Origin of the sequence: Psychromarinibacter sediminicola, from assembly GCF_029168335.1 — a bacterium.
In the GTDB taxonomy this organism is placed as follows: Bacteria; Pseudomonadota; Alphaproteobacteria; order Rhodobacterales; family Rhodobacteraceae; genus Psychromarinibacter; species Psychromarinibacter sediminicola.
Window position 1 is genome coordinate 19,046 of record NZ_JARGYC010000034.1, and the last position, 20,981, is coordinate 40,026.

The 20,981-nt window shown below is 68.2% G+C and carries 22 protein-coding genes; 10 read left to right on the forward strand and 12 right to left on the reverse strand.

Annotation, left to right across the window (positions count from 1 at the left end; all coding sequences use genetic code 11):
• Nucleotides 1-65: 65 nt before the first annotated feature.
• A complete protein-coding gene (gene ffh, locus P1J78_RS13560; RefSeq protein ID WP_275567911.1) occupies nt 66-1,565 on the reverse strand; it encodes a signal recognition particle protein in 1,500 nt (499 codons plus the stop codon).
• A gap of 214 nt (nt 1,566-1,779) precedes the next feature.
• Nucleotides 1,780-2,265 carry a hypothetical protein gene (locus tag P1J78_RS13565; protein WP_275567912.1) on the reverse strand — a complete coding sequence of 162 codons (486 nt, stop codon included), beginning with the start codon at nt 2,263-2,265 and terminating at the stop codon, nt 1,780-1,782.
• 144 nt (nt 2,266-2,409) lie between these two features.
• On the opposite strand from P1J78_RS13565, the gene P1J78_RS13570 reads away from it, so the two are divergent.
• Nucleotides 2,410-3,297 (forward strand): LysR family transcriptional regulator, encoded by an 888-nt coding sequence (locus P1J78_RS13570; protein WP_275567913.1) that lies wholly within the window; start codon nt 2,410-2,412, stop codon nt 3,295-3,297.
• A gap of 114 nt (nt 3,298-3,411) precedes the next feature.
• Here P1J78_RS13570 and P1J78_RS13575 read toward each other — a convergent pair whose 3' ends face one another.
• The gene (locus P1J78_RS13575) at nt 3,412-3,744 is read right to left on the reverse strand and encodes an ArsR/SmtB family transcription factor (protein WP_275567914.1); all 333 of its coding nucleotides are present in this window, start codon (nt 3,742-3,744) and stop codon (nt 3,412-3,414) included.
• A 217-nt stretch (nt 3,745-3,961) separates the two neighbouring features.
• Between P1J78_RS13575 and P1J78_RS13580 the strand changes: the two genes are divergently transcribed.
• From P1J78_RS13580 to P1J78_RS13610, 7 genes are all read left to right on the forward strand, one after another.
• Complete coding sequence (locus P1J78_RS13580) at nt 3,962-4,363, forward strand: AtpZ/AtpI family protein (protein WP_275567915.1); 402 nt, start codon at nt 3,962-3,964, stop codon at nt 4,361-4,363.
• Between the two features lie 4 nt (nt 4,364-4,367).
• Nucleotides 4,368-5,144: a F0F1 ATP synthase subunit A gene (locus tag P1J78_RS13585; protein ID WP_275567916.1), complete on the forward strand. Its 777-nt coding sequence runs from the start codon at nt 4,368-4,370 to the stop codon at nt 5,142-5,144.
• 59 nt (nt 5,145-5,203) lie between these two features.
• Nucleotides 5,204-5,440 carry a F0F1 ATP synthase subunit C gene (locus tag P1J78_RS13590; protein ID WP_172292286.1) on the forward strand — a complete coding sequence of 79 codons (237 nt, stop codon included), beginning with the start codon at nt 5,204-5,206 and terminating at the stop codon, nt 5,438-5,440.
• A 76-nt stretch (nt 5,441-5,516) separates the two neighbouring features.
• Nucleotides 5,517-6,104 carry a F0F1 ATP synthase subunit B' gene (locus P1J78_RS13595; RefSeq protein WP_275567917.1) on the forward strand — a complete coding sequence of 196 codons (588 nt, stop codon included), beginning with the start codon at nt 5,517-5,519 and terminating at the stop codon, nt 6,102-6,104.
• A 3-nt stretch (nt 6,105-6,107) separates the two neighbouring features.
• Complete coding sequence (locus P1J78_RS13600; protein WP_275567918.1) at nt 6,108-6,665, forward strand: F0F1 ATP synthase subunit B; 558 nt, start codon at nt 6,108-6,110, stop codon at nt 6,663-6,665.
• 1,252 nt (nt 6,666-7,917) lie between these two features.
• Nucleotides 7,918-8,142, forward strand: coding sequence for an AbrB/MazE/SpoVT family DNA-binding domain-containing protein (locus tag P1J78_RS13605; RefSeq protein WP_309568132.1), 225 nt, complete (start codon nt 7,918-7,920; stop codon nt 8,140-8,142).
• Entirely contained in the window at nt 8,139-8,525 is a 387-nt protein-coding gene (locus P1J78_RS13610) for a type II toxin-antitoxin system death-on-curing family toxin (protein ID WP_275567920.1), read from the forward strand. Before P1J78_RS13605 ends, P1J78_RS13610 begins: the two co-directional genes overlap by 4 nt.
• Nucleotides 8,526-8,615: 90 nt before the next feature.
• Here P1J78_RS13610 and P1J78_RS13615 read toward each other — a convergent pair whose 3' ends face one another.
• Both P1J78_RS13615 and P1J78_RS13620 read right to left on the reverse strand, forming a co-directional pair.
• Entirely contained in the window at nt 8,616-9,272 is a 657-nt protein-coding gene (locus P1J78_RS13615) for a YiaD family glycine zipper/OmpA-like lipoprotein (RefSeq protein WP_275567921.1), read from the reverse strand.
• Between the two features lie 82 nt (nt 9,273-9,354).
• Nucleotides 9,355-10,233 carry a bifunctional helix-turn-helix domain-containing protein/methylated-DNA--[protein]-cysteine S-methyltransferase gene (locus tag P1J78_RS13620; RefSeq protein WP_275567922.1) on the reverse strand — a complete coding sequence of 293 codons (879 nt, stop codon included), beginning with the start codon at nt 10,231-10,233 and terminating at the stop codon, nt 9,355-9,357.
• Between the two features lie 256 nt (nt 10,234-10,489).
• Here P1J78_RS13620 and nth point away from each other — a divergent pair, with 256 nt between their 5' ends.
• Together nth and P1J78_RS13630 are read left to right on the forward strand one after the other, a co-directional pair.
• Entirely contained in the window at nt 10,490-11,134 is a 645-nt protein-coding gene (gene nth / locus P1J78_RS13625; RefSeq protein WP_275567923.1) for an endonuclease III, read from the forward strand.
• On the forward strand, nt 11,131-12,126 hold the full coding sequence (locus tag P1J78_RS13630) for an adenosine kinase (protein ID WP_275567924.1): 996 nt from the start codon (nt 11,131-11,133) through the stop codon (nt 12,124-12,126). The genes nth and P1J78_RS13630 overlap by 4 nt, the downstream gene beginning before the upstream one ends.
• A 186-nt stretch (nt 12,127-12,312) precedes the next feature.
• Here the strand turns inward: P1J78_RS13630 and P1J78_RS13635 are convergent, their stop codons facing one another.
• The 7 genes from P1J78_RS13635 to P1J78_RS13665 all read right to left on the reverse strand — a co-directional run bounded on the left by P1J78_RS13635 (nt 12,313) and on the right by P1J78_RS13665 (nt 20,807).
• On the reverse strand, nt 12,313-13,245 hold the full coding sequence (locus P1J78_RS13635) for a 2-hydroxyacid dehydrogenase (protein WP_275567925.1): 933 nt from the start codon (nt 13,243-13,245) through the stop codon (nt 12,313-12,315).
• On the reverse strand, nt 13,242-14,390 hold the full coding sequence (rodA, locus tag P1J78_RS13640; protein WP_275567926.1) for a rod shape-determining protein RodA: 1,149 nt from the start codon (nt 14,388-14,390) through the stop codon (nt 13,242-13,244). Before rodA ends, P1J78_RS13635 begins: the two co-directional genes overlap by 4 nt.
• Nucleotides 14,387-16,336: a penicillin-binding protein 2 gene (gene mrdA / locus P1J78_RS13645; protein ID WP_275567927.1), complete on the reverse strand. Its 1,950-nt coding sequence runs from the start codon at nt 16,334-16,336 to the stop codon at nt 14,387-14,389. Before mrdA ends, rodA begins: the two co-directional genes overlap by 4 nt.
• The gene (locus tag P1J78_RS13650) at nt 16,333-16,875 is read right to left on the reverse strand and encodes a rod shape-determining protein MreD (RefSeq protein ID WP_275567928.1); all 543 of its coding nucleotides are present in this window, start codon (nt 16,873-16,875) and stop codon (nt 16,333-16,335) included. Before P1J78_RS13650 ends, mrdA begins: the two co-directional genes overlap by 4 nt.
• Nucleotides 16,868-17,767 (reverse strand): rod shape-determining protein MreC, encoded by a 900-nt coding sequence (gene mreC / locus P1J78_RS13655; RefSeq protein ID WP_275567929.1) that lies wholly within the window; start codon nt 17,765-17,767, stop codon nt 16,868-16,870. Before mreC ends, P1J78_RS13650 begins: the two co-directional genes overlap by 8 nt.
• Before the next feature lie 75 nt (nt 17,768-17,842).
• Nucleotides 17,843-18,880 (reverse strand): rod shape-determining protein, encoded by a 1,038-nt coding sequence (locus P1J78_RS13660; protein ID WP_275567930.1) that lies wholly within the window; start codon nt 18,878-18,880, stop codon nt 17,843-17,845.
• 325 nt (nt 18,881-19,205) lie between these two features.
• Entirely contained in the window at nt 19,206-20,807 is a 1,602-nt protein-coding gene (locus P1J78_RS13665; protein ID WP_275567931.1) for a 2-isopropylmalate synthase, read from the reverse strand.
• Between the last annotated feature and the right edge of the window lie 174 nt (nt 20,808-20,981).

Below are 20,981 nucleotides of genomic sequence, written 5' to 3' on the forward strand. Positions count from 1 at the left end.
CGCCGCAGCGGGCGTCGTGCCTGTGGCGCCGGCGGGCCGTGCGTATTTGGAACGAGAAGAAACGGTCATTTCTTCTTTCCGAAACCCGAGAGGCCGGGGGGCAGTTGCTGGCCGCCGAAGCCGCCGCCGCCCATCCCGGGCATGCCGCCGCCGGGCATGCCGCCGCCCATCTGCTTGGCGGCGGCCTGCATCTCGGCCTCGGAGGGCATGCCGCCCTTGCCGAACATGCCCTTCATGGCCTGTTTCATCATGCCGCCCTTCATCTTGCCCATCTTCTTCATCATGTCCGACATCTGCCGCTGCATCTTCAGCAAGCGGTTGAGTTCGGACACTTCGAGACCGGCGCCCTTCGCGATGCGCTTCTTGCGGCTCGCCTGCAGGATCTGCGGGTTGGCGCGTTCGCGCTTGGTCATCGACTGAATCAGGGCGATCTGGCGGCGGATGACGGTGTCGTCCATGCCGGACTCGTCCATCTGCTTGGCCATCTTCTTCATGCCCGGCATCATCCCCATGATGCCTTCCATGCCGCCCATCTTCATCATCTGTTCCAGCTGCATTTTCAGGTCGTTCATGTTGAACTGACCCTTCTGGAACCGCTTCATCATGCGCTCGGCCTGTTCGGCCTCGATTGTCTCCTGCGCCTTTTCGACGAGGGAAACGATGTCGCCCATGCCGAGGATGCGGCCGGCGATCCGCTCGGGGTGGAATTCCTCGAGCGCGTCCATCTTCTCGCCCAGGCCGACGAACTTGATCGGCTTGCCGGTGACCGCGCGCATCGACAGCGCCGCGCCGCCGCGGCCGTCGCCGTCCATCCGGGTGAGGACGACGCCCGACACGCCGATATCGCGGTCGAAGGCCTCGGCCACGTTGACCGCGTCCTGGCCGGTCAGGCCGTCGACCACCAGCAGCGTCTCGCGCGGGGTGGCGATGTCGCGGACCTCGGCGGCCTGGCGGATCAGTTCCTCGTCGATATGCAGCCGGCCGGCGGTGTCCAGCATGTAGACGTCGTAGCCGCCGAGCGTGGCCTGCTGCTTGGCGCGCTTGGCGATCTGCTGGGCGGTCTGGCCGGGCTGGATCGGCAGGGTGTCGACGCCGATCTGCTGGCCGAGGATCTGGAGCTGCTCCATCGCCGCGGGGCGGTTGGTGTCGAGCGAGGCCATCAGGACCTTCTTGTGGTCCTTCTCCTGCAGGCGCTTGGCGATCTTGGCGGTGGTCGTGGTCTTGCCCGAGCCCTGCAGGCCGACCATCAGGATCGGCGCGGGCGGGTTGTCGACCTTCAGCTCGCCGGGCGCGGGGTTGTCGCCGGCCAGGACGTGGACCAGCTCGTCATGCACGATCTTGACGACCTGCTGGCCCGGGGTGACCGACTTGGTCACCGCCTGGCCGGTGGCCTTGTCCTGCACCGCCTTGACGAAGTCGCGCGCCACGGGCAGCGACACGTCGGCCTCCAGGAGCGCGACGCGCACCTCGCGCAGCGCGGTCTTCACGTCGTCTTCGCTGAGCGCGCCCTGCTTGGTGAGGCGGTCGAAGACGCCGGAGAGGCGCTCTGACAGGTTCTCGAACATGGGGCCGTGGCCTTTCGTCTGGTTCCGTTGCCCCCGAGGTAGGGAGCGCACCGGAATACGCCAAGCGCCCCTGCGGGCGAAACTCGCTGGCAGGGGGCGATCCCCGCGGCGGGCGGGGACCGGAAGCGCTGGCACTTCCGGATAGTCGGACGGGTCGATAGAGGAGCGGCGGGCGGCTGTCAAGGCGGCCCGCGGGGCGCCGGCGCGCGGGGGCTCAGACCTCGACCGTGTCGGGCTCCGGCACGTCGAGCCAGCGATTGATCGCCTTCGCCGCGTCGTGGCCGGCGCCGCCGCTGTTCCAGCCGCCGAGCGCCGGGACCGTCCGCTCGCCGAGGCGCAGCGACAGCCGGTAGGTGGTGGAGTTGTCCCAGCGGCGGCGTTCGACCACCGCGCGGTCGAGCGTGTCCAGCGGGTGTTCGTCCTGCTTGACGCCGAACAGGGTGCGGTGGCGCCGGATCACGAGGCCGGCGGGGCGGTCCAGGATCAGCCGGCTGCGGCGGACGAAGCCATAGAGGAACGGCGCCAGGAAGGCGGTGCCGAGGCCGATATAGATCAGCCCGATCGTCGGCTCGCCCAGCGACAGGATGGTGTCGAGCCCCGCCCAGAGCACGCCGAGCCAGAGAAGCGCCAGAAAGGCCGACAGGATCCAGGGGCGGCGGTCCAGCACGAAGCGGGTGTCGGTATTCTCCGCGATCTTCATTCTTCGCTGTCTGGCAGGCCGGCGGCGGTGCTGTCAAACCGCCGCGGCGCGTCCGCGCCGGGCGGCGGCCGGGAGGGTGCCATTGCGCATTCGAACAGATATGCGGTAAACCGGGGTCGTCATGTCAATGGATGCACAGATGAAATGGCGGTAGGAAACTGGGACGAGATCCGCACCGCCTATCAGGTGGCGCGGATGGGCACGGTCAGCGGCGCGGCCGAGGCGCTGGGGGTTCACCATTCGACGGTGATCCGCCATGTCGACGCGCTGGAAGACCGGCTGGGCGTCAAGCTGTTCCAGCGCCACGCGCGCGGCTACACGCCGACCGAGGCGGGGCGCGACCTGTTGCAGGTGGCGCAGGCGACCGACGACCAGTTCAGCCAGTTCGCCAGCCGCGTGCGCGGCCGGGGCGAGGCGGTGACGGGCGAATTGATCCTGACGACGCTGGCGGGGCTGGTGCCGATGCTGATGCCGGCGGTGGCGGCGTTCCAGGCGATGCATCCCGGGCTGATCGTGCGGCTTCTGACCGGCGAGCGGCTGTTCCGGCTGGAATACGGCGAGGCGCATGTGGCGATCCGCGCGGGCAGCCCTCCGGAAGAGCCCGACAACGTGGTGCAGCCGTTCCACCGCGAGGTGGGCGCGTTCTTCGCCGCGCGGAGCTATGCCGAGGCGCACGGCCTGCCGGCGGACGAGAGCGAGATCGCCGGCCACGCCTTCGTCTCCTATGACAGTGAGACGCCGCGCGCGCCGTTCGACCGCTGGCTGCGCGCGCATGTGCCGCCCGAGCAGATCGTGTTCCGCTCCACCGAGCAGTCGATCAACATGGCGGCGGTGCGGGCCGGGGCCGGGATCGGCTATATGCCGCTGTGTTCGGGCCGGGGCGACCCGGACCTGGTGGAGGTCTGGGGCCCGCGCGAGGACTGGACGGCGCCATTGTGGCTGGTGACGCATGTCGACCTGCACCGGACGATGAAGGTGCAGGCGTTTACGGCGTTTCTGAAGGAGAAGGTCAAGGAGTGGCCCGTCTGCTAGCGCCGGTTGACGGAGCGCCTGCGGCGCAAGCCTTCTGGCACTTCGTGCGCGTTGGGGGCTCTGCCCCCAAACCCCCGTGCGTATTTTGAACGAGAAGAAGATCAGGGGGGAAGTTCAGGGGTCGGCGGGCCGGAGCTCCTGTTCGAGGAAGCGTTCGAAGGCGTCGAGGTTGATGGCGTCGAACTGGCCGAAGCTCTGCATCCAGACCGAGGCGTCCTTCAGCGCGTCGGGTTCCAGCTTGCACCACTTGAGGCGCCCGCGCTTTTCCTGGCTGATCAGCCCGGCGCGGGTGAGGATCGCGAGATGCTTGGAGATCGCCGCCAGCGACATGTCGAACGGCTCTGCCACGTCCGTCACGGCCATGTCGTCCTCCAGCAGCATCTGGAGGATCGCGCGGCGCGTGGGATCGGCCAGCGCCGCGAAGACGGTGTCGAGGTCGGGCTGCATGGATGTCGATTGGCAGGCGGCGCGGCCATGGTCAACCGTTCGGTTGAATTTGGGGTTTCGGCGCCGGGGGCTGTCGGAGCGTGTGCGACATCTTCGGCGGGTCTTGATAATACAGTATAATCAAAGCCTTGACTATGCCGCGCCGCCGCGTTTCGCAGCTTGACTCCGTGACGGGGCCTGACTAGCTTCCGCCGCGAATGACGGGGGGCCGGTTTCCATGACCGTTCCGGATGAGGATCCGACCAGCGGGGCGCAGCTGAAGCGCCTGGGCGAGCGGATCGACGCGCTGAAGAAGGACAAGGCGCCGAAACCCCGGCAGGACACGACACAAGCCGCCGGCGGCGCAGAGCTGGCCTGGCGGATGGTGATCGAACTGGTGGCCGGGATCGTGATCGGTTTCGGCATCGGCTACGGGCTCGACTATCTGTTCGGGACGCTGCCGATCCTGCTGGTTCTGTTCACCCTGTTCGGCTTCGCGGCCGGGGTGCAGACGATGATGCGCACCGCCCGCGCGGCGCAGGACAAGGCCGCCCGCGAAGGGCCGGCCGGCGAGGACGGCGGGCGCGCGCCCGGCAGAAACGACAGCGAACGCGGCGCGTTCGACGAGGACGAGGATTAGGAACGTGGCGACGGAAGAACAAAGCGAAGGCCTGGTATTCCACCCGATGGACCAGTTCATCGTGAAGCCGCTGTTCGGCGAGGCCGGCGATCCGGTGCACTGGTACACCGTGACCAACGTCACGCTGTGGCTGTTCCTGACGGTGGTGGCGATCTCGCTTCTCCTGGTGATGGGCACCCGGGGCCGCGCGGTGATCCCGTCGAAGATCCAGTCGGTGGCGGAGCTGTCCTACGGCTTCATCTACAAGATGGTCGAGGACGTGGCCGGCAAGGACGCGGTGCGCTTCTTCCCCTACATCTTCACCGTCTTCATGTTCATCGTGATGTCGAACTTCCTGGGGCTCTTGCCGCTGGCCTTCACCACGACCTCGCACCTGGCGGTGACCGTGCTCCTGGCACTGGCGGTGTTCTTCACCGTGACCATCGTCGGCTTCGTGCTGCACGGGGCGAAGTTCCTGGGCCTCTTCTGGGTGTCGGCCGCGCCGCTGCCGCTGCGGCCGATCCTGGCGATCATCGAGGTGATTTCCTACTTCGTGCGCCCGGTCAGCCACTCCATTCGTCTCATGGGCAACATGATGGCCGGCCACGCCGTCATCAAGGTGTTCGCCGCCTTCGCGCCGCTGATCCTGCTGTCGGGCATCGGGGTGCTGGTGACACCGCTGTCGATCCTTGCGATCTCGACCATCTACGCGCTGGAGACGCTGGTGGCCTTCATCCAGGCCTATGTCTTCACGATCCTCACCTGCGTGTACCTCAAGGACGCGCTGCACCCGTCTCACTGAACGCGATGGGTGCCAGCACCCATCCTACGCCAACTTCCAGACTGTAAGGAGAAACGAATATGGAAGGCGATATCGCACAAATGGGCGCTTTCATCGGCGCGGGCCTGGCCTCGGTCGGCATGGGCGGCGCCGCCGTCGGTGTGGGCAACGTGGTCGGCAACTTCCTGTCGGGCGCCCTGCGCAACCCGTCGGCCGCCGGCGGCCAGACCGCGACGATGTTCATCGGTATCGCGTTCGCCGAAGCGCTGGGGATCTTCTCGTTCCTCGTCGCGCTGCTGTTGATGTTCGCCGTCTGAGACGTCTCTGAACTCCTTACGCGCGGACGGGGGCAACAGCGCCCGTCCGTGACTTACGAGGTGTCAGGAGAACGACATGGCAGAACACACGACAGAAGCCGCCGAGGCGGCGACCCACGCGGCCGAGGGCGAGCACGGCGTCGAAGCCGCGGCGCATGGCGGCGGCGAAGCTGTCGGCATGCCGCAGCTCGACTTCTCCAGCTGGCCGAACCAGATCTTCTGGCTGGTCATCGCGCTGGTGGCCATCTACCTGATCCTCAGCCGGATCGCGCTGCCCCGCATCGCGGCGGTGCTGGCGGAAAGGGCGGGGACCGTCACCAACGACATCGCGGCGGCGGAAGAGCTGAAGCTCAAGGCGCAGGAGGCCGAAGAGGCCTATAACAAGGCGCTGGCCGACGCGCGGGCCGAGGCGAACAAGATCATCGGCGAGGCGAAGGCCGAGATCCAGGCGGAGCTGGACGACGCCAACGCCAAGGCGGATGCCGAGATCGCGGCGAAGACCGCGGAATCGGAGAAGGCGATCGCCGAGATCCGCGAAAACGCGCTGCAATCGGTCGAGGAGGTGGCCAAGTCCACCGCGGCCGAGATCGTCGCGGCGCTGGGGCACGATGCGGACAAGGCGGCCATCGACAAGGCCGTCGACGCGAACCTGAAGGGGGCCTGAGCCATGCGGATGCTTACCCTGGCAGCGGCGCTGCTGACGGCCGGCCCGGCGCTGGCCGCCACCGGACCGTTCGTGTCGCTGTGGAACACGAACTTCGTGGTCCTCATCGCCTTCCTGATCTTCGTCGGCGCCCTGGTCTTCCTGGGCGTGCCGCGCATCCTGGGCAACATGCTGGACAAGCGGGCGGACGGCATCCGCTCGGAGCTGGACGAAGCCAAGGCGCTGCGCGAAGAGGCGCAGACGGTCCTGGCCTCCTACGAGCGCAAGCAGAAGGAGGTCGAGGAACAGTCGGCCCGCATCGTCGAGAACGCCAAGGAAGAGGCGCGCGCGGCGGGCGAGCAGGCCAAGAAGGACCTGGAGGTCTCGATGCAGCGCCGGATGGCGGCGGCGGAGGACCAGATCGCCTCGGCCCAGGCCAAGGCGGTGAAGGAGGTCCGGGACCAGGCCGTCAACGTCGCCGTGGCCGCGGCCCGCGACGTGATCGCCAAGAAGATGACGGCGACCGATGCGAACAAGCTGATCGACGAGTCGATCTCGACCGTGGAGGCCAAGCTGCACTGAGCGGCGTCGGCCTGGCGGCACGGAATGAACCCGGCCCTCGTGGCCGGGTTTTTCTTTGGCGCGGGGCCGCGGCGGGGGAGCGTCCGAGGTTGGACGCTAGGTTAACGTGCTGTTTTTTATGATGATAGCGGTAACTGTACCCTTCGGACCACACTGTATGACACAGGGTTTTCCGTGGGACATTTCCACCTGCATCGCGCGGCGGAACGCCGTGCAGCGCCGCCCCGCCCCCACCGGGGCGGCGCTTCCGGCGAGGACGGTGCCAAGTGTCCGATCTACATGCTTATGTCTCCGACATCGCAAAGTTCGACCGCGCCCCGGCGGGCCGGCGCTGCACGGCGTTCCGCTCGATAGGGGCCGCTACCTGGCAACGCCGAGGAAGTCGTGTCGTGTAGCGTGGCCTCGGACGGCGGCGCGGGAGGCCGGGGCGGAGGCGCCTCGGGCCATGAAAAGGCCCGGCCCCCGAAAGGGGACCGGGCGGTCGTGCTGAAAAGGTTTGGTGCTGAAATAAGGGGCTCCGGGGGGACGCCTGGGGGAGGGGAGGGACAGGGAGGAATGCGTCCCACCCGGAGCGGGGCGAGCCAGAGGAGGGAGGAGGCTCTAGATGCTCGCCCAATCGGTGAAGACCTGACCCGGGGCGGTGCGCCGGGGCTGCGTCCGGCGGGCGCGGCGCTCGGTGGCCGGGGAGGGGAGGCTTGCCGTCTGCTGCGTGCTGTGCGGGGCGGGGCGATGTGCGGTGCAGAAGGTCATGTTCGGGTCTTTCGGTTGCGGGTTGCGGGGTCGTGTTGCGGTTTCGCGTTTCGATTTCTCGTTTCGGGGCCGGCGTGTTGCCGATGACCCGATAAGGCCGGGACTGCCCAAGTCACGCAATGTCACCCCCCTGTCAGGCGATGACCGGGGCCGTGTTATTCGATGACGGACCCCGCGGCGGCGCCGGAAATCCTTTCTTTTTCAGAGAGATGGCGGCTGTCGGGGGATCGCCGTGTGACGATGGCCCCGATGCCGCAGCCTCTTGAAACGCAGGGGCGCCGGACAGGGCCTCGCCCCGGGGAAACGTCGGCGACCAGGGAGTCGGGGCGCCAAATCGGTCTCGGCGCGGAGGAGTCCGGCCGCGACTCGGCCCCATCGGAGCGGGGCGAGTCGCGCCGTTCGACTCGCAAAGGATCGCGTGCCCCCTCGGCGCGACCTCCGGCGCCTTGCCCCGGGATGCGTCTTGGCGTATATACCAATAGATATACGGAGAGGCCGCAACATGATCGAAACACGGATCCGGAAAGTCGGGAATTCCGCCGTCATGACCCTGACGACGGAAATGCTGACGATTCTCGATGCCAAGGAAGGCGATACGCTTTTCGTCGTGCGCGGCGACGACGGAAGCCTCAAACTCATGGCGCACGATCCGGCCGTGGCCGAGGCTCTGGCGGCCGCAGAGGTCGTGATGGACGAGAATCGCGACCTGCTTCAGGGCCTCGCGTGACGGCCCATAATTGGGTTCCGCTCCCCGCCATCGTCGTCATCCATGACAGGCAGATCGCCCGCCACGGCGGTGCGCCCGGGCTGCGCGACATGTCCCTGCTGGAGATGGGGTGCGCCCGCGCCACGAATCGCGCCGCCTATGCGTCCGCCGGCCTTGCCGACATCGCGGCGGCCTATGCGTTCGGCATCGCCAAGGCCCACGCCTTCGTGGACGGCAACAAGCGCACGGCCTTCGTGACGGCGGTGACGTTCCTGCGCCTGAACGGGCAGTCCTTCCGCCCCGACCCGGTCGAGGGCGTCAGGATGATGGAGGACCTGGCCTCGGGACAGATCGACGAGGCCGCCTTCGCGGACTGGCTGTCGGCGGGGCTGGCGCCGATCTGACCGCGACCGTCCCGCAGCGCACGGTCCCGACACCCCGAATCGAAAAGGCCGGGCACCCGGCCCGGCCTTTCCGTTCGCTTCCGAACCGCCTTAGTTGCTGTTCGGGATGATGGTGATGTCCACCCGGCGGTTCTTGGCCCGGCCTTCCGCCGTCAGGTTCGACGCGATCGGCGCGTCCTCGCCCTGGCCGTAGGCCTGGATGCGGCGCGACGGCACGCCGGCGCCGATCAGGACCGAGGCGACCGAGTTCGCGCGGCGCACCGAGAGGTCCTGGTTGTAGCTGGCCGAGCCGGTGTTGTCGGTGTGGCCGACGACCTGCACTGTCGAGGCGGGATAGCGCTGCAGGCTGTTGGCCAGCACCCGCAGGTCCGATTGCAGCGTCGGGTTCACCGCGGCGCTGTCGGTGGCGAACAGGATGTCCTGCGGCATCCGCACGACCAGCGAGGAGCCGTTGTTGATGATCTGGATGCGCCCGTTGTCGAAGTCGCGCTGCAACTCGGCCGCCTGCTTGTCGAGGTTGTAGCCGATGGCCGCGCCCGCGCCGGCGCCCAGGATGCCGCCGATCACGGCGCCCTTGCCCTTGTTGTCGCTGACCGCGGCGCCGGTGATCGCGCCCAGAAGGCCGCCCAGGGCGACGCCTTCCTTGGTCCGCTGGTTGGGGTCGTTCGTCTGCACGGCCGGGTCGGTACAGGCCGTCAGGGCCAGCAGCGCGGCGCTCGCGAGAAGAAGGGGAGTCTTGAGTGTCATGTAGGGACCGCCTTGGAAATTTTGGTCTGCTCTCGATCGGGCAGGATAGTGCCGAGTGCAAGCGCTTCCAAGGGAGGGCAGGTCAATTCGTCGGCAATTCTCCGCTCTCCGCGCCCTCCGCCCTTGCCGATTCCCAGGCCAGAAGCGCGCGTTTCACCGGCAGACCCCAGTGATAGCCGCCCAGGCCCCCCGACTTGCGCAGCGCGCGGTGGCAGGGAATCAGCCAGCTGATCGGGTTGCGCCCCACCGCCGTGCCCACGGCGCGCACCGCCCTGGGTTTGCCGATGGCCTCGGCGATCTCGGAATAGGTCGTCACCCGGCCCGAGGGGATCGACAGCAGCGCCTCCCACACCTTGATCTGGAACGGCGCCCCGATCAGGTAGAGCGGCGTCGGCTGGCCCGCGTTCTTCACGCCGAAGGCGTTCAGCACCCAGGGGCGCAGGCACATCGGATCCTCGACGAAGTCCGCCTTCGGCCAGCGGCCGAGCAGGTCCGCCATCGCCGCCTCCTCGCCGGTCTCGGCGGCAAAGCCGATCCCGCAGAGGCCCTTGTCGGTCCCCATGACGAGCGCCGGGCCGAACGGGCTCTCGAACCAGCCCCAGCGGATCGTCAGCCCTTCGCCGTGGCGGGCAAAATCGCCGGGGCTCATCGCCTCCCACCTGAGAAACAGGTCGTGCAGCCGGCCCGAGCCGCTGAGCCCCAGCTCGTGGCTCGCGGCCAGCGTGGTGAAGTTCGCACGCAGCATGGCGCGGGCGTGGTCCAGCGTCAGGTACTGCTGGTAGCGCTTGGGCGACACGCCGACCCAGCGGCTGAACAGGCGCTGGAAATGGGCGGGGCTCATGTGCATCTCGGCGGCCAGCGCGTCGAGCGACATCGGCTCGGGGTGCCCTGCGTCGATCAGGTCGATCGCGCGCCGCATCACGGCGAAGTGGTAGCTGGTCTCAACGGTCATATCGGTCATGGTCATCGTCCTCTTGCCCGTAGAAATAGGCAAGAGGCGCGCGGCGCACGACCCGAATCCTGCGGCTTTTGGCGCCGGGCGCGGGGGTCGGGCCCGGGGCCGGTTCGCGCGCTGCCCGCTCATGCGGCAGACCGCGGCGGACCGGGCGGTCCGGTGGCCCCGGCCCCGCCGCGGCCTTGGTATCCGGGCAACGGTCCGGGGGCCCCTGCCGGACTGTCGGCTTGCAGCCCGGGCCCTAAGCGTGCATTGCCCTACCATGGCCAAACAGCTCGACTACAACACGCTGTGCGAGATCTTTCGCCGGTTTCACGAGCGGGAGCCGGAGCCGAAGGGCGAGCTGGCGCATGTGAACGCCTACACGCTTCTGGTGGCCGTCGCGCTGTCGGCGCAGGCGACCGATGCGGGCGTCAACCGCGCCACGGCAGAGCTGTTCAAGGTGGCCGACACGCCCGAGAAGATGCTGGAGCTGGGCGAGGCGGGCCTGATCGACCACATCAAGTCGATCGGCCTGTATCGCAACAAGGCGAAGAACGTCATCAAGCTGTCGCGGATCCTCGTCGAGGACTACGGCGGCGCGGTGCCGAGTTCGCGCGCGGCGCTGACCGCGCTGCCCGGCGTCGGGCGCAAGACGGCGAACGTGGTGCTGAACATGTGGTGGGGCTTTCCGGCGCAGGCCGTGGACACCCACATCTTCCGCGTCGCCAACCGCACCGGCATCGCGCCGGGCAAGGACGTGGCCGCCGTCGAGCGCGCCATCGAAGACAACGTGCCGGTGGATTACCAGCGCCACGCGCATCACTGGCTGATCCTGCACGGCCGTTACATCTGCACCGCCCGCAAACCGAAATGCGGCGTGTGCCCCATCGAGGACCTTTGTCCCTACGAGGAGAAGACCACATGAGCAAATCCTTCCAGATCGTCGGCATCGGCAACGCAATGGTGGACGTGCTGGCCTCGTCCAGCGACGCCTTCCTGGCCGAGAACGGCATCGAAAAGGGCATCATGCAGTTGATCGACATGAACCGCGCGGTGGACCTGTATTCCCGCGTCGGCCCCGCCCGCGAGATCTCGGGCGGCTCGGCAGCGAACACCATCGCCGGCGCCGCGGCGCTGGGCGGGCGGACGGCCTATGTCGGCAAGGTCAAGGACGACCAGTTGGGCGCGATCTTCGCCCACGACCTGCGCGCCCAGGGCGCCGTCTACGAAACGCCGCTGGCGCCGAAGGACCACGCGGCCGAGACCGGCCGCTGCATCGTGCTGGTCAGCGAGGACGGCGAGCGGTCGATGAACACCTATCTCGGCGTGACCGAGTTCCTGGAGCCCTCGGATATCGACGAGGCGCAGATGGCCCAGGCCGAGTGGATCTTCCTCGAGGGCTACCGCTTCGACGGGCCGGACAGCCACGAGGCCTTCGCCAAGGCGATCGCCGCCTGCAAGGGCGCCGGCGGCAAGGTGTCGATCACGCTGTCGGATCCGTTCTGCATCGAGCGCCACCGCGCCGCCTTCGCGGCGATGCTGAAGGACCATGTGGACCTGCTGTTCGCCAACCGCGCCGAGATGCTGTCGATGTACGAGACCGAGGATTTCGAGGCGGCGCTCGGCAAGGCGGCGGCCGAGATCGAGACGGTCGTCTGCACCGACAGCGAGAACGGCGCCTATATCCTGTCGGGCGGCCAGCGCTGGCACGTCCCGGCGGTGCCGACCGAGGTGGTCGACGCCACCGGCGCGGGCGACCTGTTCGCCGGCGCGTTTCTCTGGGGGCTGGCCGAGGGCCACGACCTGGAGACCTGCGGCCGCATGGGCTGTGTCGCCGCGTCGGAGGTCATCAGCCATATCGGCGCCCGGGCGGAGACCGACCTGAAGACGCTCTTCAAACAGCACGGCGTGATCTGAAGGCGCGCCTGCGGCGCAATCTTTCTGGCACTTCGTGCGGATTCTGGGGGGCCAGCCCCCCAGACCCCCCGGCGTATTTCGAACGAGAAGAAACAGGGGGTGTGTGTCCAGGTTTCTTCTGGCCGGAAATACTCCGGGGGTTTGGGGGCTGGCCCCCAATCCGGACGGGCCGTGCGTGCGAGGCGGTCAGTACCCGGCGTCGCGGTCGACGCGGTAGAGAAGCGGCTCGCCAGCCTCGGCGCGGCGGATGTTCTCGGCGATGACTTCGGCGGCGGTGTCGGGGCGGGTGGCGCTGGCGATATGCGGCGTGACCGTCACGCGGGGGTGGGCCCAGTAAGGGTGATCCCGCGGCAGCGGTTCCTCGCGGAAGACGTCGAGGGTGGCGTGGGCGATCTGCCCGTCGTCCAGCGCCGCCAGCAGCGCGTCGTCGTCGATCAGCGGGCCGCGGCCGGGATTGATCAGAACGGCGCCGCGTTTCATCCCGGCCAGCCGCTCGGCATCCATCAGGTTGCGCGTTTCCGGTGTCAGCGGCAGCAGCAGCACGACGATCTCCGCCGCGGCCAGCGCCCCGGCCAGCCCGTCGTCGCCCGCCACGCAGGTGATCCCGTCGATGTCCTTGAGGCTGCGGCTCCACCCCGTGACCGGGAAGTTCAGCGCCGCCAGCGACCGCGCGCAGGCTTCGCCGAGCTCGCCCAGCCCCAGCATCGTCACCGGGCGTTTCCGCGCCAGCGGCGGCGGCGCCCAGTTCCATTCGTGGTCGGGGTTCACGATATGCGCGTCCATCCCGAGATGGTGGCGCAGCACGTGGCCCGTCACCCATTCCACCATCCCCTCGGTCAGTCCCCGGTCCACCATCCGCGTCAGCGGCTGGGTCAGGGTGTCGTTCTTGGTCAGCCCCTCGACCCCGGCCCAGAGGTTCAGCACCGCCTTGCAGTTCACGTAGGGCGAGAAGTCGGTCAGATCCTCGTTCGGGGCGTAGACGATGTAGTCGACCTGTTCCGGCGGCCAGTCCTGCCGGATCTCCGCCTCGATCCCGGCGGCCTCCAGCGCCTGGGGCAGCACGTCGGAATAGGTCGCCCAGCGGTCCTCGGGGCCGCCGGAGAACAGGATGCGGATCATGCGCGAATCCTCGGTCTGTGGATATGGGCCGATTGCGTGAGGCCGAAGGCGATCAGCAGCACCAGCATCGCCGAGCCGCCGTAGCTGACCAGCGGCAGCGGCACGCCGACCACCGGCGCCAGCCCCATCACCATCGACATGTTCACGGCGAAGAACAGAAAGAAGGTCGTCGCGATCCCCAGCGTCAGGATCGCGCCGTACCGGTTCTGGTTGCCCATCGCCGAGATCACGCAGAACACGATGATCAGCGCGTAGATCGCCAAAAGCGAGATACCGCCGATAAAGCCGAACTCCTCGGCCAGCGTGGTGAAGATGAAGTCGGTGTGCTTTTCGGGCAGGAAGTTCAGCCGCGACTGCGTGCCCTGCATGAAGCCGCGCCCGGAAAACCCGCCCGAGCCCAGCGCGATCTTCGACTGGGTGATGTGATAGCCGGCGCCGAGCGGGTCGGATTCGGGGTTCAGGAAGGTGTCGATGCGGCGGAACTGGTAGTCCTTCAGAAGCTGCCAGGACGTCCCGCGCGACCAGATCACGGCGGTGATCACGCCGCCGCCCGCCGCGAAGACGCCCGCGAAGTAGAGCCAGTGGACCCCGGCGATGAACATCACCAGCCCGCCGCCCATCACCAGCAGAAGCGCGGTGCCCAGGTCCGGCTGGCGCAGCACCAGGAAGGTCGGGATCATGATCAGTACCACGGGGATCAGCACCCAGAGCGGCCGCGACACCTTGCGGATGTCGAGCCAGTCGTAATAGGCGGCCAGAAGCATCACCAGCGTGATCTTTGTCACCTCCGACGGCTGCAGCCGGAACGACCCGATCTCGATCCAGCGCTGCGCGCCCATGCCGATGGCGCCCATGAACTCCACCCCGATCAGCAGCAGGATCGACAGCCAGTAGGCCAGCCCGCTGACGTTGCGCCAGAACCAGATCGGCACCATCGCGACGAAGAGCATCAGCGCGACGCCGAGGGCGAAACGCTTCATCTGCGGCTCGGCCCAGGGGGTCATCGACCCGCCGGCGACCGAGTAGAGCATGACGAAGCCGACCGCTGCCGCGGCGATCACCAGCACCAGGAGCGGCCAGTTCAGGTAGAGGATCTTGGAGGCGCCCGAGGGGACGCGCTTGACCGTGTATTCGAGATAGCTCATGCGCGCGACCGGCCCTCGGTAAAGCTGGAGGGATCGCGCAGCGGCAGGTCCTTCTGCCGGGTGCGGATCGTGCCGCGCTGGCTGGTCGGGTAAGCCTCCAAGGGCGGGGTGCCGCCGTAGAGCGCCTGCAGCAGGATGTCCCGCGCGATGGGCGCGGCGGCCAGCGACCCGCCGCCGCCATGTTCGACCACGACCGAGCAGGCGAGCTTCGGCGCGTCGGCGGGGGCGTAGCTGACGAACAGCGCGTGGTCGCGCCGCTCCCACGGCAGGTCCTCGTTGCGGGTGACGCCGCGGGCGCGCTCGGCGGCGGTGATGTTGCGCACCTGGCTGGTGCCGGTCTTGCCGGCCATGCGCAGGCCCTCGGCCACCACCCGGCTGCCGCGCGCGGTGCCGCTGCCGGAGTTCACCACCGAATACATCCCCTCGCGGATGAATTGCAGATGCGCCGGGTTGATATCCAGCGGCGGCGGCGCCGGCGCTTCGTCCTGGGCCTCGATCGAGCGGACCAGCCGCGGCTCCACCTGGCGGCCCGAGGCGATCCGCGCCGTCATCACCGCCAGCTGCAGGGGCGAGGTCAGCACGAAGCCCTGGCCGATCCCCGCGTTCAGCGTGTCGCCGATCAGCCAGTCGGCGTCGCGGTTCTCGCGCTTCCACGCCTTGGTCGGGGTCAGCCCGCCGACCACCGCCGAGACCGGCAGGTCGTGGCGGATGCCCAGCCCCAGCTTGCGCGCCATGGCGGTGATCTTCTCGATCCCCACCCGTTCGGCGATGTCGTAGAAGTAGACGTCGCAGGACTGCTCCAGCGCGTTGACCAGCGCGAGGTCGCCGTGGCCCCAGCGTTTCCAGCAGTGGAAGCGGCGGCGGCCCAGTTCCTTGTAGCCGGGGCAGTAGACCTCTTCGTCCGGCTCGATCACCCCGTCCTCCAGCGCGGCGAGCGCGGTGACCATCTTGAAGGTCGAGCCGGGCGGATAGGCGCCCTGCACCGACTTGTTGGCCAGCGGGCGGTGGTCGTCCTCCAGAAGCGCGCGGTAATCGGCCACGCTGATCCCGCGGACGAACTTGTTGGGGTCGAAGGAGGGCGCCGAGCCGATGGCCAGCAGGTCGCCGGTCTCGACATTCATCACCACGGCGCTGGCGCTCTCGTCGCCCAGCCGCACTTGCAGGTAGTTCTGCAGCGCGCTGTCCACCGTCAGGCGGATGTCCTGGCCCGAGCGGCCCTCGACGCGGTCCAGCTCGCGCATGACCCTACCTTGCGCGTTCACCTCGATCCGGCGGGTGCCGGCCTGGCCGCGCAGGTCGTGCTCGCGCTTGGCCTCGACCCCGGTCTTGCCGACCTGGAACTTCGGGATCTGCAAAAGCGGGTCGTCGTCGTCGGCCAGGTAGCCCTCGGTCAGGTCGTAGTCGCTGACCGGGCCGACATAGCCGACGATATGGGCGAAGTCCTCGTCCAGCGGGTAGATGCGGCTTTGGCCCACCTCGGGCGTCACGCCGGGCAGGGCGGGGGCGTTGACGGCGATCTCGGAGAACGCCTTCCAGCTCAGCCGGTCGGCCACGGTGACGGGCACGAAGGGGCTGCGGCGGTCGATCTCTTCCTTGACCTTTTCCAACTCTTCTTCGGGAAGTTTTATGATCTTTTGCAGCCGGGCGAGCACATCCTCGACATTCCCGGCATCCTCGCGCACCAGCACGACGCGATAGTTCTGCTCGTTGTCGGCCAGGATCACGCCGGCACGGTCGAAGATCAGCCCGCGCGACGGCGGCACCAAGCGGATGTTGATGCGGTTCTCGTCGGCCAGCAGGCGGAACTGGTCGGCCTGCTCCACCTGCATGTAGCGCATCCGCGCCGTCAGCACCGCGGAAAAGGCCGCCATCCCGCCGCCCAGGATCAGGCCGCGGCGGCTGACCACGCGGGCGCTGGCCTCGGTGTCCTTCGGTGTCCGCTTCATCGCGCCCCCCGCCGCGTGGCGTCGTATTCCACGGGGCTCATCTTCTGGACCTTGAAGACCAGCCGCGACAGCACCACTACCATCGGGTAGGCCACGGCGGTCGAGATCGCCTGCAGGAACACCGGCCCGAACTGCGCCTGCGGCACGCCGAACAGCAGGAGCAGCAGCCAGTCGGCCAGGTGCAGCAGGATCAGCACCGCCGCGACGGTGCCCAGCTCCACCGCCACGGGCTGCTCGCGCAGGACGGATTCGCGGGCGCGCAGCGCCTCCACCGCGACGACGACCAGCGCGGTCCACAGCCCCGGTGGCCGCATGAACAGGATATCGGTCAGCAGGAACACCGCCGCGATCAACAGCGTCGGCACGTATTGCGGCCGACGCAGCACCCAGGCGAAGGTGACGCAGAGCATCAGGTCGGGGCCGGGGTAGCCGTCGGGCCCGATATCGGTGGGCATGATGTGCAGCAGGATGAGCCCCAGGCTCAGCCCCAGATAGGCGCTGCCATAGAGCGCGCGGTTGGCGGCCGGGCTTCTATCCATCGGCCGCCTCCTCGTACAGCCCGGCCGAGTCGGCATCGGGCAGCACCAGCCCGCCGGGGTCGTCCAGCGCCGCCTTGGGATGCGCCCGCAGCACCCGCAGGAAATCGAGCCGCTCGTAATCGGCCGCCAGCCGCACGCGCAGCCGCCGGTCGCGCCCCTGCACCACGGTGCCCACCAGCATGTCGGCCGGGAAGACGCCGCCGTCGCCCGAGCTGACCACCCGGTCGCCGGGGCGCACGAGGTCGGGGTTCTCCACGAAATCCAGCGGCGGCAGCGAGGAGTTGTCGCCCGACAGGATCGACCGCTGGCCCGAGGGCTGGATCGTGACGGGGATGCGGCTGTTGGAATCGGTCAGCAGGATCACCCGGCTGGTCGATTTCCCAACGCCGCTGATCCGGCCCACCAGGCCCAGCCCGTCGGTCGCGGCCCAGCCGTCGACGATGCCGTCGCGCGCGCCGATGTTCAGCAGCACCGACTGGCGGAAGGGCGAGCCGGAATCGGCCAGCACGACGCCGGTGACGAAGGTCAGCTTCGGGTCGAGCCGCACGTTGTTCAGATCCAGCAGCTTGGCGTTCTGCTGCTCCAGCTGCAGCGCCGCCTCCTTCCAGGCCTTCATCTGCTGCAGCTCGCGGCGCAGTTCCTGGTTCTGCTCGTAGATGCGGGCGTAGGAGCGGAAGTTCTCGATCATGTCGGCGGCCTTGCCGACGGGGATCAGCACCCAGTCGAAGCTCGGCACCACCTGGTCGACGATCTGCGCGCGCAGCCGCTCCACCCGCGGGCTGTCGATGCGCCAGAGCAGGAAGACGGCGAACAGGAACAGCACCAGCGCGCCGATCAGGATACGCCTGACCGGGCGGACATAGGTCTCGCTGCTGCTGCCGTTCCTGGCCATGTCCGTCTCCGCCGCTCGTCAGCCCTCACGGGCTTCCTCGCCGCGAGGCGCGCCCCTGGGGGCGCAGAGAGCGCCTCAGCTCTCGTAGTCTATCACATGCCGAAGCTGTTTTTCATATTCCAGCGCCTTGCCGGTGCCCAGGGCGACACAATTCAGTGACTCGTCCGCCACCGAGATCGCCAGCCCGGTCTGTTCCCTGAGTGCCAGGTCCAGCTCGCCCAGAAGCGCGCCGCCGCCGGTCAGCATCACGCCCCGGTCCACGATGTCCGCCGCCAGGTCCGGCGGCGTCGCTTCCAGCGCCGTCATCACCGCCTCGCAGATCGTCATGACCGGTTCCGCCAGCGCCTCGGCCACCTGCGCCTGGGACACCTCGGTCTCCTTCGGCACCCCGTTCAGCAGGTCGCGCCCCCGGATCTGCAAGCTGGACCCGCGCCCGTCATCCGGCATCCGTGCCGTGCCGATGGAAGTCTTGATGCGCTCGGCCGTGGATTCCCCGATCAGCAGGTTCTGCTGCCGGCGCAGGTAGTTGATGATCGCCTCGTCCATCCGGTCGCCGCCGACCCGGACCGAGCGCGCGTAGACGATGTCGCCGAGGCTCAGCACCGCCACCTCGGTGGTGCCGCCGCCGATATCCACCACCATCGAGCCCGTCGGATCGGTGATCGGCATACCCGCCCCGATGGCCGCGGCAATGGGCTCCGCGATCAACCCGGCGCGCCGCGCGCCCGCCGACAGCACCGACTGGCGAATGGCCCGCTTCTCCACCGGGGTCGCGCCGTGCGGCACGCAGACGATGATCTTCGGCTTACTGAACGTCGTCCGCCGGTGCACCTTGCGGATAAAGTGCTTGATCATCTCCTCGGCCACGTCGAAATCGGCGATCACGCCCTCGCGCATCGGCCGGATCGCCTCGATGCTGCCGGGGGTCCGGCCGAGCATCAGCTTGGCATCCTCGCCGACCGCCAGCACCTGCTTGCGCCCGTCCTTGACGTGGTAGGCCACCACCGACGGCTCGTTCAGGATGACGCCGCGGCCCTTTACATAGACCAGCGTGTTGGCGGTGCCGAGGTCGATGGCCATGTCGGACGAGAACAGGCCGGAAAGAAAAGACATATGAGCGCGGACCTTCGTCTTGGGGCAAGCATCCCGGGGCGCGGGACTCAGGCCGCCGCACCGGGGGGACTTATATTGTTGGGCCGAAGCGAGGGAAAGGGGGGCGGTGCGCGCATTTCCGCCCAAGACCGCCGGCAGCGCCCGGATCCGTGCCGTTTCGGGCGCGGTCAGCGCCTTCGGTGCATCTCGGGATTGTTCGAATCGTGCGCTAAATGCCGTAAAGAATACGCAATTCACGTTCCGGATTGCGGCATCCGTGAAAGCCGGCGGCCGGCGGGCTGGCCGGGCGGCCGTTCCGCCGCCCGCACCAGAATTTCCCGGCGGCTCAGCCCGCGTCCTTGTAGCTGACCGCCTTCACGTCCGAATCCGGGCCGGTTTTCTCGCGCCGCACCAGCAGCCGGTTCAGCGCCGCGACATAGGCCTTGCACGAGGCGACGACGGTGTCGGTGTCCGCGGCCTGGCCGGTCGCGATACGGCCCTCTTCCTCCAGCCGGACGGAGACGGTGGCCTGCGCGTCCGTGCCCTCGGTCACCGCATGCACCTGGTAGAGCTGCAGGTCCACGTCATGCGGGAACAGCTGGCGCACCGCGTTGAAGGTGGCGTCGACCGGGCCGTCGCCGGTGGCCGTGGTCTGCCGGTCCTCGCCGTCGATGGTCAGCGTCAGGTCGGCGGATTGCGGCGCCTCGGTGCCGCAGATCACCCGCAGGAACTTGACCTTGATCCGCTCGTTCGCGCCCTCGATCTCGGACTCGCGCATCAGCGCGATCAGGTCGTCGTCGAAGACCTCCTTCTTGCGGTCGGCCAGCGCCTTGAACCGCACGAACATGTCGTTGAGCTGGTTGCCCGCCAGCTCGTAGCCCAGGTCCTTCAGCTTGGACCGCAGCGCGGCGCGGCCCGAATGCTTGCCCAGGACGATGTTCGTGGCGGTCAGGCCGACGTCCTCGGGGCGCATGATCTCGAAGGTCTCGGCGTTCTTCAGCATCCCGTCCTGGTGGATGCCGCTTTCGTGGGCAAAGGCGTTCTTGCCGACGATCGCCTTGTTGTACTGCACCGAGAAGCCGGAGACCGTGGCGACCCGGCGCGAGATGTTCATGATCTTGCGGCTGTCGACATGGGTGCGCCAGGGCATGATGTCGTTGCGCACCTTCAGCGCCATCACGACCTCTTCCAGCGCGGTGTTGCCGGCGCGCTCGCCCAGCCCGTTGACGGTGCACTCGATCTGCCGCGCGCCGCCCGCGACGGCGGCCAGCGAGTTCGCCGTCGCCATGCCCAGATCGTTGTGGCAGTGGGTCGAGAAGATCACCTTGTCGGCATCCTCCACCTCGGCGATCAGCCGGCGGATCAGATCGGCGCTTTCCACCGGCGCCGTATAGCCCACCGTGTCGGGGATGTTGATCGTGGTGGCGCCGGCCCTGATCGCGATCTCCACCACCCGGCGCAGATAGTCCCACTCGGTCCGCGTCGCGTCCATCGGCGACCACTGCACGTTGTCGCAGAGGTTGCGGGCGTGCGTCACGGTCTCGTGGATCCGCTCGGCCATCTCGTCCTGGGTCAGGTCCGGGATCGCGCGGTGCAGCGGCGAGGTGCCGATGAAGGTGTGGATGCGCGGGCTCTCGGCGTGTTTCACCGCCTCCCAGCAGCGGTCGATATCGGCCAGGTTGGCGCGCGCCAGGCCACAGATCGTGGCGTTCCGCGACGCCCGGGCGATCGCCTTGACCGCCTCGAAGTCGCCCTCGGAGGCGATGGGAAAGCCCGCCTCGATGATGTCGACGCCCATGTCGTCGAGCATCTGGGCGATCTCCAGCTTCTCGGCGTTGGTCATCGTGGCGCCGGGCGACTGCTCGCCGTCGCGCAGCGTGGTGTCGAAGATCAATACGCGGTCCGGTTCCGCCTGCAACGCGGCGCGGTCTGGGTCGATACGTGTCATGTCTGAAGTCCGTCTGTTGTCCGTTAGCCGTTGGGTGGCGCGGCTGTCCTCCTCTGAGCGGTCGCGCCGAAGGGCACGCTCAGAGGCGGCTAAGGAGCAGAAGCAGGCCGAGCGGCAGGACCGCGCGGGGCGCGGGCAGGGTCGCGATATGCGGCTCGGTCATCATGCCGCGGG